The 14,881-nt window shown below is 42.3% G+C and carries 16 protein-coding genes, 1 tRNA gene and 1 pseudogene; 11 read left to right on the top strand and 7 right to left on the bottom strand.

The window, feature by feature from the left end:
- Positions 1 to 7: 7 nt before the first annotated feature.
- On the bottom strand, positions 8 to 307 hold the full coding sequence (locus V7K98_RS11255) for a 30S ribosomal protein PSRP-3 (RefSeq protein ID WP_069071048.1): 300 nt from the start codon (positions 305 to 307) through the stop codon (positions 8 to 10).
- Between the two features lie 184 nt (positions 308 to 491).
- Between V7K98_RS11255 and V7K98_RS11250 the strand changes: the two genes are divergently transcribed.
- The 4 genes from V7K98_RS11250 to V7K98_RS11235 all read left to right on the top strand — a co-directional run bounded on the left by V7K98_RS11250 (position 492) and on the right by V7K98_RS11235 (position 4,050).
- Complete coding sequence (locus V7K98_RS11250) at positions 492 to 962, top strand: DUF29 domain-containing protein (protein WP_335021702.1); 471 nt, start codon at positions 492 to 494, stop codon at positions 960 to 962.
- Positions 963 to 1,038: 76 nt separating this feature from the next.
- Positions 1,039 to 1,509, top strand: a complete 471-nt coding sequence (locus V7K98_RS11245; RefSeq protein WP_335021700.1) for a DUF29 domain-containing protein — start codon at positions 1,039 to 1,041, stop codon at positions 1,507 to 1,509.
- Positions 1,510 to 1,765: 256 nt separating this feature from the next.
- On the top strand, positions 1,766 to 2,581 hold the full coding sequence (locus tag V7K98_RS11240) for a TIGR01548 family HAD-type hydrolase (RefSeq protein WP_335021699.1): 816 nt from the start codon (positions 1,766 to 1,768) through the stop codon (positions 2,579 to 2,581).
- 74 nt (positions 2,582 to 2,655) lie between these two features.
- Positions 2,656 to 4,050, top strand: coding sequence for a cytochrome P450 (locus V7K98_RS11235; protein WP_335021697.1), 1,395 nt, complete (start codon positions 2,656 to 2,658; stop codon positions 4,048 to 4,050).
- 112 nt (positions 4,051 to 4,162) lie between these two features.
- Here the strand turns inward: V7K98_RS11235 and V7K98_RS11230 are convergent, their stop codons facing one another.
- Genes V7K98_RS11230 through ruvB form a run of 4 tightly spaced genes read right to left on the bottom strand, consistent with a single transcriptional unit; the run spans position 4,163 to position 7,512 of the window.
- Complete coding sequence (locus V7K98_RS11230) at positions 4,163 to 5,437, bottom strand: glycosyltransferase (protein WP_335021695.1); 1,275 nt, start codon at positions 5,435 to 5,437, stop codon at positions 4,163 to 4,165.
- Positions 5,438 to 5,451: 14 nt separating this feature from the next.
- Positions 5,452 to 6,255: a tetratricopeptide repeat protein gene (locus tag V7K98_RS11225; protein ID WP_335021693.1), complete on the bottom strand. Its 804-nt coding sequence runs from the start codon at positions 6,253 to 6,255 to the stop codon at positions 5,452 to 5,454.
- A complete protein-coding gene (locus V7K98_RS11220) occupies positions 6,248 to 6,409 on the bottom strand; it encodes a hypothetical protein (RefSeq protein WP_335021691.1) in 162 nt (53 codons plus the stop codon). Before V7K98_RS11220 ends, V7K98_RS11225 begins: the two co-directional genes overlap by 8 nt.
- A 2-nt stretch (positions 6,410 to 6,411) precedes the next feature.
- Positions 6,412 to 7,512, bottom strand: coding sequence for a Holliday junction branch migration DNA helicase RuvB (ruvB, locus tag V7K98_RS11215; RefSeq protein WP_335021689.1), 1,101 nt, complete (start codon positions 7,510 to 7,512; stop codon positions 6,412 to 6,414).
- Positions 7,513 to 7,565: 53 nt separating this feature from the next.
- On the opposite strand from ruvB, the gene V7K98_RS11210 reads away from it, so the two are divergent.
- The 6 genes and pseudogenes from V7K98_RS11210 to V7K98_RS11190 all read left to right on the top strand — a co-directional run bounded on the left by V7K98_RS11210 (position 7,566) and on the right by V7K98_RS11190 (position 9,933).
- Positions 7,566 to 7,754: a hypothetical protein gene (locus tag V7K98_RS11210; RefSeq protein WP_335021687.1), complete on the top strand. Its 189-nt coding sequence runs from the start codon at positions 7,566 to 7,568 to the stop codon at positions 7,752 to 7,754.
- Positions 7,755 to 7,796: 42 nt separating this feature from the next.
- Positions 7,797 to 8,570 carry an imidazole glycerol phosphate synthase subunit HisF gene (gene hisF, locus V7K98_RS11205; protein WP_335021685.1) on the top strand — a complete coding sequence of 258 codons (774 nt, stop codon included), beginning with the start codon at positions 7,797 to 7,799 and terminating at the stop codon, positions 8,568 to 8,570.
- Between the two features lie 99 nt (positions 8,571 to 8,669).
- Complete coding sequence (locus tag V7K98_RS11200) at positions 8,670 to 8,864, top strand: hypothetical protein (RefSeq protein WP_012410736.1); 195 nt, start codon at positions 8,670 to 8,672, stop codon at positions 8,862 to 8,864.
- A gap of 92 nt (positions 8,865 to 8,956) precedes the next feature.
- Positions 8,957 to 9,029, top strand: a tRNA-Ala gene (locus V7K98_RS11195).
- A gap of 35 nt (positions 9,030 to 9,064) precedes the next feature.
- A pseudogene (locus V7K98_RS28905) lies at positions 9,065 to 9,187 on the top strand (IS630 family transposase); the annotation flags it as partial.
- Positions 9,188 to 9,327: 140 nt separating this feature from the next.
- Positions 9,328 to 9,933: a sporulation/spore germination protein gene (locus V7K98_RS11190; RefSeq protein WP_335021683.1), complete on the top strand. Its 606-nt coding sequence runs from the start codon at positions 9,328 to 9,330 to the stop codon at positions 9,931 to 9,933.
- Positions 9,934 to 10,090: 157 nt separating this feature from the next.
- On the opposite strand, the gene V7K98_RS11185 is transcribed toward V7K98_RS11190, so the two are convergent.
- Positions 10,091 to 12,721 carry a DNA polymerase III subunit alpha gene (locus tag V7K98_RS11185; protein ID WP_335021681.1) on the bottom strand — a complete coding sequence of 877 codons (2,631 nt, stop codon included), beginning with the start codon at positions 12,719 to 12,721 and terminating at the stop codon, positions 10,091 to 10,093.
- 193 nt (positions 12,722 to 12,914) lie between these two features.
- Here V7K98_RS11185 and V7K98_RS11180 point away from each other — a divergent pair, with 193 nt between their 5' ends.
- The gene (locus V7K98_RS11180; RefSeq protein ID WP_335021679.1) at positions 12,915 to 14,207 is read left to right on the top strand and encodes a dicarboxylate/amino acid:cation symporter; all 1,293 of its coding nucleotides are present in this window, start codon (positions 12,915 to 12,917) and stop codon (positions 14,205 to 14,207) included.
- A 116-nt stretch (positions 14,208 to 14,323) separates the two neighbouring features.
- Here the strand turns inward: V7K98_RS11180 and V7K98_RS11175 are convergent, their stop codons facing one another.
- Positions 14,324 to 14,503, bottom strand: a complete 180-nt coding sequence (locus V7K98_RS11175) for a hypothetical protein (RefSeq protein WP_335021676.1) — start codon at positions 14,501 to 14,503, stop codon at positions 14,324 to 14,326.
- Positions 14,504 to 14,881: the final 378 nt, after the last annotated feature.

Genomic DNA, 14,881 nt, shown 5'->3' with positions numbered 1-14,881 from the left:
TGTAATATCAGGCGCTACCTGTGAAGGCAACTTCTGGAAATTTCAACTGAGCTTCGGCCATTGGACGGTTTCTGCCTTCCTCTTGCCAGTAGTTAATCACTTCTGTCGCTTTATTAAGCAACTCGACACGATCCACGTCAGTAATCCAATGTTTGGATTCTAATTCCTTTTTTAACTCTTCCCAGGCATCATTTCTGGGCCAAAAAAAGTACTTAGTCAAAGGACTAGTGCCTTTGCCTACAATTTGATCCACTGCTAGAGCAACGTTTTCGTCTAACCACAAAATTTTCAAAATAAACTTGGTCAATCACACCTCCGGGAATTTCCGGGCATTACTTAACTAGGATAGCGATCGCTTATTTTAACGCAATACTCGATCAAATGACCAAACATTCGGGAGTGGGGAGTGGGGAGTAAGAAATTTTACTCAGTACTGTTTAGTGTTAATTTTTAATTTTTAATTTTTAATTTTTAATTCGGAGCGTAGCGACGTGACTGCCCAACTGCCCCAATCTCAAACAACATCTGGTTCAGATTTGTATGAGCAAGACTTCTACCTGTGGATTCAAACCACCGCAGAACTGCTCAAACAAGGCCGGCTCACAGAACTGGATTTAGAGAATTTAATTGAAGAAATTGAAACAATGGGCAGGAGTGAAAAGAAAGCACTCAGAAGCAATTTGGAAGTGGTGCTAATGCATCTATTAAAGTATAAATATCAAGCCGAAAAGCGTTCTGGTAGTTGGCGAGCCAGAATTCGGGAGCATCGTAAACGCCTCAGAGAAGCTCTAGAAGAAAGTCCTAGCCTCAAACCCTATTTTGGTGAGGTTTTCGGACTGTGTTATGACAATGCGAGACTCTTGGCTGCCGATGAAACTGAATTGCATCCGGCTATCTTCCCCGAACAATCTCCTTTCACTCCAGAACAAGCCCTCAACCCCGATTTTTTACCTGAGTTATAATCTCACCCGGCTCTCAAAGATTTTGCTGTTAATTTTTAATTTTCAATTTTCAATTTTCAATTCGGAGCGAAGCGACGTGACTGCCCAACTGCCCCAATCTCAAATAACATCTAGTTCAGATTTGTATGAGCAAGACTTTTACCTGTGGATTCAAACCACAGCAGAACTGCTCAAACAAGGCCGGCTCACAGAACTGGATTTAGAGAATTTAATTGAAGAAATTGAAACAATGGGCAGGAGTGAAAAACGGTCATTAGAGAGCAATCTGGAAGTATTGCTGATGCATCTACTCAAATACCAAATTCAAACTGAAAGGCGCTCAAAAAGTTGGCAGTACACAATTTTGGAACACCGCAGACTAGTCCAAAAGGCACTCAAGGAAAGTCCGAGTTTAAAGTCTCACTTTGATCGGGTTTTCGAGGAAAGCTACCAAACCGCTAGACGATTGGCTGTAATTGAAACTGGATTAGCGATCGCTATCTTCCCCGAACAATCTCCCTTCACGCCAGAGGAAGCCCTCAACCCCGATTTTTTACCTGAATTTTAAAAAGGAAAAAAGAAAAGACGCAATTCGTCGGGCATCAAAAACCTGTGAAATTGGGTGAAGTGCAAAGCGATCGCTATCCCATCTTAGAAGAAATCAAACTAGGCGATCGCATAGCCGTATCCAATTTATTCTAGTTTAGGGCATCTTCATACAGAATTGGCATAAGCCTTTTTATACAATTATTATGAAACCTGGAATTTCTTACGGGCTATTTATGAAAGGATGAATACATAGAGCAATACGATCTTCCCTACCCATGACTCAACAAACTTTTGCAAAAGCGATCGCTATTTTCGATATTGATGGCGTTGTGCGTGATGTTGGCGGTTCCTATCGTCGGGCGATCGCAGATACGGTAGAATATTTTACTACCCAAGCATATCGCCCAACTCCGCTAGATATTGACCAACTGAAGTCTGAAGGCGTGTGGAATAACGATTGGGAAGCATCACAGGAATTAATTTACCGCTACTTTGAAACCCAAAAACAGAGCCGTAAGCAACTGCAACTAGATTACAGTGCGATCGTTGCTTTTTTTCAATCCCGCTACCGAGGGACAGACCCGAATAATTTTACTGGGTATATCTGTAATGAACCCTTATTATTACAACCTAGCTATTTAGAACAACTTACCCAAGCGGGGATTGCTTGGGGATTTTTTAGCGGTGCGACTCGTGCTTCCGCTAACTATGTATTGGAAAAACGTCTGGGTTTGCAATCTCCGGTATTGATTGCGATGGAAGATGCACCAGCTAAACCAGACCCCACTGGACTTTTTGCTACAGTTCGTAAATTAGAGAAGGGAATTGAGCAAAAATCTGCGATCGTCTATGTGGGAGATACGGTAGCAGATATGTATACCGTAGAGAAAGCGCGGAGTCTAGATTCTTCTCGGACTTGGATTGGTGTAGGAGTTTTACCGCCCCATGTGCAGGAAACAGCAGCCCGTAGTGATGCTTATGGTGAGACACTAATAGCAGCAGGAGCAGCAGTAGTTTTGCTTAATGTGCAAGAATTGACTCCAAAGCAGATTCAAGAGTTGGTGAGTTCATCTCCCCGATCTATGTTCTAAGATTAATCAAGCTGCGGGTGCATGAATGACTAGCTGATAAAAATCTTGCTTTAATCATTGGGAGATTAATAAAAATGTCTGCACTTAAACTGCCTAACGGGCCCCAAACTCACCCTTGGATACAGATGTATCAGTGGCTTACTAATCCCTTAGAATATATAGAAGCCTGTGCTAAACGTTATGGTGATATCTTCACCCTCCAACTTGGATCAAATTTTGCTCCTCAAGTATTCATTAGTAATCCCCAGGCAATTCAGCAGATTCTTGCTACAGATCCAAAAAAGTTAGACTCTGGTGCATCAGCAGGGATTAAAGCGCCTTTATTAGGACAGCAATCATTACTATCTCTAGATGGAAAGCCTCATCAGCGACAAAGAAAGCTTTTGACACCCCCTTTTCACGGGGAACGAATGCTGGCTTATGGTGAATTAATCCGTGAAATCACAGAGCAAGTAACTAATCAGTGGCAGGTTGGAGAAACCTTTACAGTTCTGCCGTCTATGCAAGAAATCTCTTTCCAAGTGATTTTGAAGGCTGTATTTGGTCTAGAAGATGGCCCACGTTACAAAAAACTCAGCCAACTCCTAATTGAAATCCTGAATCCCAAAATCTCTCTACTAAGAACAGTTTTGCTTATTTTCCCATCATTGCGACAGGATTTAGGAGCATGGAGTCCCTGGGGGAAATACTTGCGTTTACGGCAGCAAATTGATGAACTCATCTACACCCAAATTCAAGAACGCAAAGCACAACCCAATCTATCTGGAACTGATATTTTATCTTTGATGATGGCGACTCGTGATGAAACGGGAGAGTCAATGACAGACTTGGAATTACGTGATGAACTGATGACCCTATTAGTGGCGGGTCACGAAACTACTGCAACTTCCTTATCATGGGCGCTGTACTGGATTCATCATCAGCCGGAGGTGCGGGAAAAACTACTGCAAGAACTAGATAATCTTGGTGAAAAACCAGACGCAAACGCTATTTTCCGATTGCCTTATTTGAATGCTGTCTGTTCTGAAACACTACGTCTTTACCCAGTGGCAATGTCAGCACTAAGTCGATTAGTCAAATCGCCGCTACAAATTGGGCAGTACAATTTTGAGCCTGGAACTATACTAATTCCCTCTATTTACTTGACCCATCATCGAGAAGATTTATATCCTGAGTCGAAGCAATTTAAGCCAGAGCGTTTTCTAGAACGACAATTTTCTCCATCTGAGTATTTACCCTTTGGTGGTGGAAACCGTCGCTGTATTGGCATGGCATTTGCCTTATTTGAGATGAAACTAGTTTTGGCAACAGTGCTGTCTCGCTGGCAAATGGAACTGGCTGATAGTAAACCAGTGAAGCCAGTGCGTAAGGGTTTGTTGTTTAGTCCGGGCGGAGGTGTGAAGATGGTAGTGAAGGGGAAGCGTCATCAAAATCAGCCCATGCTTCAGAGTAGCTCTAGTACTCTGTGAAGAAATAATTAACGAATAAATCTTCTGTAGAGACGGCGATTTATCGCGTCTCTCCGACCGTCAAAATGAATACATTGAAGGTGGGACTTCCGCGACTCGTTAATTAATTTGTTTAAGCCAAGACAGGCTTACCAGTAGAAACAGCTTGCTCAATAATATCAGCTGCTCGACTTACTCCCCCAGCACGCAAAGTAGCTGCTTGTAACCTGAGCGCATTCTGTTTATAAGATTCTTCTGTCAACACTCGCCTAATGGCATTTTGCAATCTGGGAACATTCAATTTCTTCAGGGTGACAAGCTCACCCGCCCCTGTCCAAGCAATACGCGCCGCTACTCCTGGCTGGTCATTAGCAACTGGAATTGCCACCATTGGCACGCCTTTTTTCACACATTCCATTGTTGTATTCATTCCCGCATGAGTAATCATGAGGGTGGCTTTTTCCAGCACTTCTAATTGAGGTGCATACTCAACTACTAAAGGATTTCCTGCTAAATCTGGCAGTGATTCGGGTTTAGCAGAACCTCCCAGAGAAATCACTAACTGAGCATCCAAATCTTCACAAGCTGAAGCAATAGTTTGAAAGACCCAAATCAAACGATTTTGCAATGTCCCCATCGAAGCGTAAATTAACGGTTTCCCCGTCAATTTTTCATAGGGGAAAGAAACAGGGACTCGACTGGCTGAAGTGTGGTAACTTCCCGTGAAATGGAACCAAGGAGCTAATTCTTCCCTGGGAAATTCAAATTCAGCAGGTGCATTACTGATTTGAGCTAGTGGAGAGTAGCTATCTGCAAGACTAGAGTACAGGGGTAATTTCCACTCTCGACGATATTCATTTAGCAAATCTTCAAGTGGTTTGACGACGCTATTAAGTAAGGTGTAACCCATTTGATTACGTAAGCGTGCCCACACAGATGGGCTATAGTTCCAAGTTGTGAAAAAAGGAGGAATGCTAGGTTCTCGATTCAGTACTACAGCGCTGCACACAGTGATGAAAGGAATTTTGAGAAACTCTGCAATTGTCCCTCCCTCTATAGAACTTTGGTTTATTAGCAACGCTTCTACACCTGCTGCTTTAATTAATGCTGGGGCATCCTGGAGTGTCACAGATGAAACACGCTTCAGCAAATCAATAGTGTATCGAAACGCAGCTAATCCCCGCAGTTGTCCTAACTTGCCAAAGGTTTCTGCTGTTGAACCAGGAACAAAATCTTTTTCACCAATTGCTTGGAATTCTATTCCGGCTGCGAGTGCTTTAGATTGAGTATCAAGGCTTCCAAAGAGGGTGACGCGATGGCCACGCCGTTGAAGTTCCTGCCCCAAGGGAAGCATAGTGTTGAGGGGGCCAGTTGCTGCGCCAGGACAGATGATGCCAAAATGAGTCATAATCAATGCCTCTATTATTTGATTTTTAAGAACTTATCTAAAGCTGATACCATGCTGGGCGGCCAACGGCGGATATTTGTTACCCAGTTGATGTCCTTGTAGCGGCTATCGAGTCCATAAGCTGCTACCCAGTTACTCTCGGCTTCACCTTGTTCTCCATTTACCCAATATGCAGCTGTCAGCGCAGCACGGACATCAGCAAACTTGGGATATTTACGAACAATATTTCGCATCTCGCGGATTGCTTGTTCTTTTTGACCTGTTTCATAAAGAGCGAGGGCATAATTAGCACGGGCAAAGGCAAAATTTGGGGCTATCTCATTAGATTTTTTGTAGTCTGCGATCGCATCTTCCCATTTTCCTAACCCTGTTTTGGCATTTCCGCGATTGTTATACGCCATCGCATCGTTAGGATCTAGTTCTAAGACATGATTATAATCTGCGATCGCATCATCCCATTTTCCTAACCCTTCCAACGCCGCCCCCCGATTCAAATAAGGATCCGTGACATTCGGCGCTAGTTCTATAGCTTTGTTATAATCTGCCAATGCCTCTTGTAACTTATTCTGACTCACCCGCGAATTTCCCCGATTACTCCACGCCCCCGCATTCGTCGGAAATTGCTCAATAATCTTTGTCCAGTAAGTTTCAGCCGTCGCAAAATCACCTTGATTCGTCGCTTCAAACGCTTGATTAGCCCACTCATCGCCTTGTTTCAACTGTTCTTGAGTAATAGGCGGTTGAGATTGTGCCATCACTGGAGTACCCCAGCCAAAAACAAGCAACAAACTGAGAAAAATACCAATCAACTTAATCATCTAGGTTTACCTGTTTATCTTGAAGATGGGGCATTGGGCATGGGGCATTGGGCATGGGGCATTGGGCATGGGGCAGAGGAACGGAGTTCAAATACTCATTCACGAGTATCAAACACTCATTCTCAATGCCCAATGCCCCATGCCCAATGCCCATTATTACAATAATGACAACTGTTCATTAGGCGGCGTAAACCCCAAATGCTTATATGCTGCCTTAGTCGCCATCCTTCCACGATGAGTCCGAGTTAAATATCCAATCTGCATAAGATAAGGTTCGTACACCTCTTCAATTGTTTGGGTATCTTCACCTGTCGCTGCTGCCATTGTTTCTAATCCCACTGGCCCGCCATTAAATTGTTCAATTATCACACTCAGCATCTGGCGGTCTGTCCAATCTAAACCGCAAGGATCTACTTGGAATAGTTGCAATGCTTCAGATGCAATAATTTCATTTATCTCTCCAGATACCTTTACTTCCGCATAATCACGTACCCTTTTAAGTAGCCTATTAGCAATCCGTGGCGTTCCGCGTGAACGACGAGCAATTTCTGTTGCACCATCTTCTGTAATAGGGGTTTTGAGTAATTGAGCGGTTCGCAGTACAATTTGAGTCAGTTCATCAACTTCGTAAAATCGGAGTTTTTGAATTAAGCCGAAGCGATCGCGCAGTGGTGAAGTTAAAGCACCCACACGGGTTGTAGCTCCCACTAAAGTAAACTTTGACAGTGGCAAACTTCTAATACGAGCGCTGGAACCCTTACCAATAGTAATATCTAAGCGATAATCTTCCATAGCCGGATACAGAATTTCCTCCGTCATCCGCGACAGGCGATGAATTTCATCCACAAATAAAATATCCCCTGGTTTCATATTCACCAGTAGCCCGACAATATCCCGTGGACGCTCTAGCGCTGGCGCACTGGTAATTTTGTAATTTACCCCCATCTCCGATGCTAAAATCATTGCCATTGTGGTTTTGCCCAATCCCGGCGGCCCATACAACAGCAAGTGATCCAGTACCTCACCACGAGACTTAGCTGCTTTGATGGCAATATCTAGCACATCCTTTAAATCTTTTTGCCCAATGTAATCGGCAAATCGGTGCGGTCGAATCCCTTCTTCTTGCTGCTCTTGTTCATCAATAGCAGCTTCAGGCTTCAAAATATTGTCTGTGGATGGTGTTTTTACCAACTCCCGACGCTGCTTTGGTTCTCCGTTGGGTTCTGGAGGCTGTTTTTTCGAGGAGATTATCGCCATAATTCAGCTATCTACTTTTAAGGGACTGGGGACTGGAGACTGGGGACTAGGGAGTGGGGACTGGGGACTGGGGACTAGGGAGTGGGGAGTGGGGAGTGCGGACTGGGGACTTGGGACTGGGAGAGCAGAGGGAGACAAGGAAAATAACCATGCCCCATGCCCAATGCCCCATGCCCCATACCAAATTCCCCATACCAAATTCCCATGAAAATTTTCGTTTGGAAATACCCGCGCCAATTTAAAATTTAAATTCCGGTCAATTACCCATAAGTACAAAAGTTATTATGTTATCTAAAAGAATCTTACCGTGCTTAGATGTGAAGGCGGGACGGGTTGTAAAAGGAGTTAACTTTGTCAATCTCCAAGATGCAGGCGATCCGGTAGAACTGGCGAAGGTTTACAACGAAGCCGGTGCTGATGAGTTAGTATTTCTGGATATTACAGCTACTCATGAAGACCGAGCTACTATTTTAGATGTCGTCTACCGGACTGCTGAACAGGTCTTTATTCCATTGACTGTTGGTGGTGGTATTCAATCCTTAGAAAATGTTAAAGCTTTGTTACGAGCCGGCGCAGATAAGGTTAGTATTAACTCTGCGGCGGTACGCGATCCAGACTTGATTAATCGGGCTAGCGATCGCTTCGGTAATCAGTGCATAGTTGTTGCTATTGATGCCAGACGCAGAAATAACCCGGAAAATCCAGGTTGGGATGTGTATGTGCGGGGTGGCAGGGAAAATACAGGTTTAGATGCCCTATCGTGGGCACTAGAAGTTGAAAAACGCGGGGCTGGAGAACTTCTAATAACAAGTATGGATGCTGATGGAACCCAAGCCGGGTATGACATCGAGATTACACGAGCTATTGCAAACGCTGTAGAAATTCCAGTCATTGCTTCTGGCGGTGCAGGTAATTGTGAACATATTTACACAGCCCTAACTGAAGGCAAAGCTGAAGCAGCACTACTGGCATCACTATTACATTACGGACAATTAAGCGTAGCAGAAATTAAAAATTATTTGCGCGATCGCAATGTGCCAGTAAGAACATCATCTTGATCAACCAAATACCCCTTAATGACATCTATCTGAAGTTAGACACACTTCTCAAAAAGGGTGTTAATATTATTTCACAAGTATTAACAAATATTAAAAAATATGTTGCTTCCTATTTTACTTTTTGATGTAGCTCTGGTAGCGTGGTCGCTGCACTTAATGGAAAAAGCCTACGAGAGTAAAGAATTTTCTCTAATGTTGGCTGGTACATTGGTTGCTCTGGCTGCTGCTGCCATGTTAGTAGTTTACTTTTTAATGGGGCATTGTATGACCTATTTGTTGCAAGTCTCGTTGTAATTGCTAAGTTCTAGAGGAGATATTTAAAATTTAGTTTCTACAAAAACTTGACAAAATACTAAGAATTAAGCCATTATATAATGGATTTTGAAGGGGTTATAGCGCAGTTGGTAGCGCACCTCAATGGCATTGAGGGGGTCAGCGGTTCGAATCCGCTTAGCTCCATTATTAACACTCCAAAGCACGTTAAGAAGCAGAGTTTCTGTGCTTTGATTCCTTCTTTCTCTCATCTGAAGTGGATGTTTGAGTGGTTTATCGGACACACTACCTTTTATTTTGCCACTCTTCAAATGTACGGAGATTTTTCAGAAATCAAATATTAGTCCTATATAATACAACCCTCCACTTTATACAGATTTCGGATTGACACTTTATAGACTGGCTCAAAATTCATGAATACATGCGGAATGGATACCAGCGACACTGAAGTTGATAGTAGCAACATCACTTGTAAGCAAAATTTATGAATACAACTAAGAGATATTTTTTACCCCTTCTTTTTGTAACAATGGTTTTCAGTCTCAGCAGTTGTAGTTCTAAACCCACCGCTCCTAAGATTGACAGCGAAACGCCATCCTCTATAGGAATACCGACGAATAGGCCATCGCTTGAGACTTCTAGCCAAATTCCTAGCGTAGCTCAGTTGAGAGAAAAATCTCCTAATCAAGAACTTCCTAAAGAAAATACATCTTCCTCATCAACTCCTAAAGCTGTTACTAGTAAAACTACTAACGCTACACTATATACAAGTGATGCCCAGTGTCAAGATTTCATTTCAGAAAAGGTTACAGTACCAGCCGATGAACCTGTGGCAAATGTTGTAAGTAAAATCTTAGAAAAACGAGATACAAGCGACTTTAGCTTGTCCCGATATCGTGTCAACATTAAAAATGGTATTGCTACAGTTGATTTGCGAATATCTCCCGAATCAAAGCGACAAATAGCTTCTCTTTCTAGTTGTGAGCAGTTTGCTCTGTTTGGGAGTCTCCGCAAAACTTTAACGAGTAATGCCCAATGGAATATTAAAGAAGTTCGCTTCACTGAGCGAGGTGAAGACATTGTTCTTTAGTTTAATATGGTGGTAAGCTGTCGTGCATTTAATTTGCACAGCGAGGGCGGGCAAGATGCCCACCCCACAAGAGATTTATTTTTTTGAGGATGCAAATTAAAGTATTTTCAGCTTAAGTGCCGTTATTAGCTAGCTGTAAATAGTGGCATTATCGTGGCTAATTCGGCAAACCCTCTACCCGCATCAAATCCAATTCCCGCTCAAATATTTCATCAATTGGCAACATTTGACCATCAACAGTCATAAATTTATGATCTTTTGTTGCCCGAATCACTGAACCATCTTCCAAACAATACTCAAACACTTCTTGCTGTCCGCGATTGTGCCATTGTGCCACAGGTTGCGTATAAATATTTCCATTATTATCAACGCTGTACACAGTACATTCAATATGTTTTTCTACAATCTCCCCAATCGGCAACAATCCATATTCTACCGTCAATATTTCCGTGTCATAGCTTAAACAATATTCAGCAAACTTCAACATTTGCTCAAATAATTCATCCGCAACTTTTTTCTGAACGCCATTTTTTGCAGCGCCATCCACGAATTTTTCTCGCTGCTTTTGCATCTCAGAAACTTTCTTTTTACCCATCGCCCGACGTAGCAAGTCAGCTTGTCCCAAAGAATATCCAGCCATATCTTGAGCAATTTTCATGATTTGCTCTTGATAAACCATAATTCCATAAGTCTCGTCTAATATTGGCTCTAAAATAGTGTGTTGATAATCAATATTTTCTCGACCATGTTTGCGGTTAATAAATTTAGGAATCAGCCCTGCATCTAATGGGCCCGGTCGATAAAGTGCCAAAATTGAAGAAATATCTTCTATATTAGAAGGCTTCAAATCGCGCACAATCTGACGCATTCCAGAAGATTCTAATTGAAATATCCCTTCTAATTCTCCTGCTTCTAATAGTTCATAAGTTTTTTGGACATCTTTGGGCAGAGTACTATGTTCTCCTTTAGCTAATATTCTTTGGGCTTTTCTTTCGTCGCGCGGAATTTCATCAGGATCAACCCGATATCCTCTAGTTTCTTGAATTAAATCAACAGTCTTTTGAATTAATGTTAGATTCCGTAAACCCAGAAAATCCATTTTCAACAAACCCATTGATTCCAAGTCTTCCATGAAATACTGGGTAATCACGGAACCATCATTATTCTTCTGTAAAGGGACAATTTCATCAAGTGGTTCGTCTGAAATTACTACACCTGCGGCATGAACACCAAAAGTTTTGTTAGTTCCTTCAATTCGCATGGCCATATCAAGCCAGTGGCGAACATGGGGTTCTTTATCATATTTCTCTTTGAACTCTGGTTCTGGAGTTTCATTAGAAATCATCACTTTGAGTTTCGTTGGTTTCCCCCGTACCACAGGAATTAATTTCGCCATTTTGTCAGCTTCCCCGTAGGGAATATTTAATACTCTGGCGACATCTTTCAAAACTGCTTTAGAAGTTAGGCGGTTAAAGGTAATAATTTGAGCAACTCTATCTGCACCATATTTATCAGTTACATATTCAATAACTTTATCCCGTTGTTCAATACAGAAATCTGTATCAATATCAGGCATAGATTTCCGTTCTGGGTTGAGGAAACGTTCAAATAGTAGCCCATGATGCACAGGGTCAATATTAGTAATTCGCATCGCATAAGCAACTAATGAACCAGCCGCCGAACCACGACCTGGGCCTACAGGAATATTATTATCTCTAGCAAATTTAATGTAGTCCCATACAACTAAAAAGTATTTTGAAAAACCCATCTGCTGAATCATTTTAAGTTCGTATTCCAATCTTTCTTTATAGACGGAATCGACTTCTTGGCGAGATTTGCGATTTAACCGTTCTAAAAGTCCGTTCCATGCAATATCTTCGGCGTAAGTGTCAGCAGTATGGCCGGAAGGAATGGGGGGTGTAGGAATCTGAGGCTCACCCATGATATGGTAAGGCTCGACTTTATCGGACACTTCTTCAGTAGTAGCGATCGCTTCTGCAATGACATCATCTGGTAAATGGTCACGAAATAGCTGCCGCATCTCCTCACCAGATTTGAGATACTCTGTGCCGCTATAACGCATCCGCTTATCTTCAATAATTAGCTTACCAGTTTGAATACATAGCAAAGCGTCGTGGGCTTCAACATCAAAACAAGAAATAAAATGCGAGTCATTAGTGGCAATAATTTTAATGCCTAGTTCCCTAGCAATTTTGACTATTTCTACATTCACAATCCGGTCTTCTTGGGAACCGTGGTCTTGAATTTCTAGATAATAATCATCACCAAATACATCTTTATACCACTGAGCAACTTTTCGGGCTGCATCTGGCCTATTACTGAGAATTGCTTGGGGGACTTCTCCACCTAAACAAGCGCTGGTAACAATTAAGCCTTCATGATATTGTTTGAGTAAATCTTTATTAATACAAGGACGAGAAAAAATTCCTTTACCTTGAACACCTTTAAGGTGAGAAATAGTAGTTAACTTAACTAAATGTTTGTAACCTTTAGTATTTTTAGCTAAAACGACTTGATGATATTTGGGACGGCGTTCTTGTTTTTCGATATCGCCGTTAATTACATACATTTCATTGCCGATAATCGGCTTAATATTTTGACTACGGCAGATTTTGATCAGTTCAATGGCTCCATACATGACACCATGATCGGTAAGGGCGATCGCTTTCATTCCCAGTGCGATCGCTTGATCAACCAACTCTGGTAGCTGACTTGCCCCATCTAGTAGACTGTAGTCACTGTGAATATGTAAAGGCACAAAGGACATAAGGATCTCCAACCACAAGCCAAGATATCTCTAGGGGCCTACCTTGTGGTATACCCTTTCAAGCCGGATTTTGCAAAGCAACGGAATATTACATTAGCAGTTTTTAACTAAAATTAAAGCTGTTCTTTTTCCGAAATTGTCACTGTCATCAGTGTTGTTTTAATAGTTACAGCAGTTAATCAGCATCTAACTAATGAGTGAAACAGAGAGTACTACTTCGCCTGAAACCAAAGCTGGCCGTTGGTGGCAGCGTATCCCTCTCACATTGCAAATTCTCATCGCCCTAGTAGCCGCAGTCAGCGTCGGAATTGCCCTTGGTGCGGGGAATCCCAATCCCAGCAACGCCACCTTAATCAATAATTTAGTAATTCCGGCTGATTTAGTGTTAAAGGCTCTCCGCGCCCTAGCTACGCCTCTGATTCTGGTAGCGGTTCTGCATACCTTAATGACTACCAATATCCCCGGTACAGCTGGACGGCGATTAGCAGTACTACTTTTAACTAACACTACCGTAGCTATTTTAGTAGGACTTTTGGTAGCAAATGTGCTGCGTCCAGGAACTTGGGGTAATGTAGCCACCACAACAACTACACAAATAACTACTCAGAGTATTGACCCTTGGGGAATCCTCAAAGATGCTGTACCAGAAGCTGTCCTGAAACCTTTAGTTGATAATAACGTCATCCAACTAATTGTTATTGCCCTGAGTTTTGGCATTGTCCTGCGGGGATTAAAATCTGAACAAATCGCCCAAGGGAAAAAAGGATACCAATCGATAGAAGATGTCATCGGGATTTTGTTTGAGGCGGTAGTCGGTGTCCTCAACTGGGTAATTGTCTTAGTACCTTTCGCCGTATTTGGGATTGTTGCTAAAACAGTTGCTATGCAAGGATTTGCACCTTTTAAATCTTTGGGTGCATTTATCCTGGCGGTGCTGTTAGCACTGGCATTGCAGGCGTGCTATTACCTAACCAGAGTAAAATTTGGTTCTTGGGTACCCCCGCTAAAATTTCTCGCTGGCGGATCTGATGCCTTTTTAACAGCTTTTTCAACTTCTTCTTCTGCGGCGGCAATGCCTGTAACCTTTGAGGTTTTGCAAACAAAAGTCGGTTTAAGGGAATCTTCTGCTGCTTTGGGGGCATTAGTTGGGGCAAATTTCAATAACGATGGTACTGCCCTTTATGAAGCAATGTCTGCGTTGTTTATTTCCCAGCTAATTGGGCAACATCTGACTCTAGGACAGCAGCTAATTGTCATCCTGACCTCGATTTTTGCATCTGTAGGTGCGGCAAATATTCCCAATGCTGGACTGGTGACGATGACATTGGTGTTCACTTCTGTAGGCTTACCTACCCAGTACATTGCTTTGCTAGTGACTGTAGACTGGTTTCTTGATCGCTGCCGCACCATGATTAATGTCATGGGAGATATGACTGTCAGTGCTTTACTTGACGGCAAAAAACCTCGTTCTGTAGACGAGGCTTAGTTTGCCAGCTTTTCAGGTAACTACATAGATATCTGTGAAATTAAATATGCATTATCCAGAACCCTTGTAGAGAGACGTAGTACTGCTACGTCTCTACATTCTTTTTAACCAGATGTCTAATGCTGTTGAGGCCCTTTGGCATCACATTCTTTAGTCCAGCAGCGCTCTAGAAGTCGAAGCCGCCAGATTAATGCAAAGCGTTGGGGATTCAATACTAATTTAGGATCGTGACTAAATAAAGGCTGGTTCAGATATTGCCAAAGGGGAAATTTAATTTTGGTGTGTTTTGGAGTCATAAGAACAACAAATATTATAAAAGTTGAGTGCCCATAGTTGGCATTTTGTTTAGGAATTGCCTGATAGTGTTTTTCTAGTTAAAGGCTACACTGTGGTTTTACAATTGTCCTGGTGGCAATTGCGGAATTTCATCAAGTGAATTTATGTTATTTCCGCTTTAATACTGAAATTGGAGACACCATTTTTTGATTCTACATCCTGCGATCGCTCGGTTTTCTGCCGGAGAAAGTAAAATAAGACTCAATAGACATTTCGGAAATAGATCGCTAAAATTTACCGAAGAAGAATTCAGGAGCCAGAATTGGCTTTAGCCCTGGGAGTTTCAATTGCGCCTATTCTGCATCTTGACCGAAACAGCACTCAGCACTCCTGAAAAA

Source organism: Nostoc sp. (assembly GCF_036917435.1).
GTDB lineage: Bacteria > Cyanobacteriota > Cyanobacteriia > Cyanobacteriales > Nostocaceae > Nostoc.
Note: the sequence above shows the minus strand (reverse complement) of the source record. Positions and strands in the feature narration are given on the sequence as shown.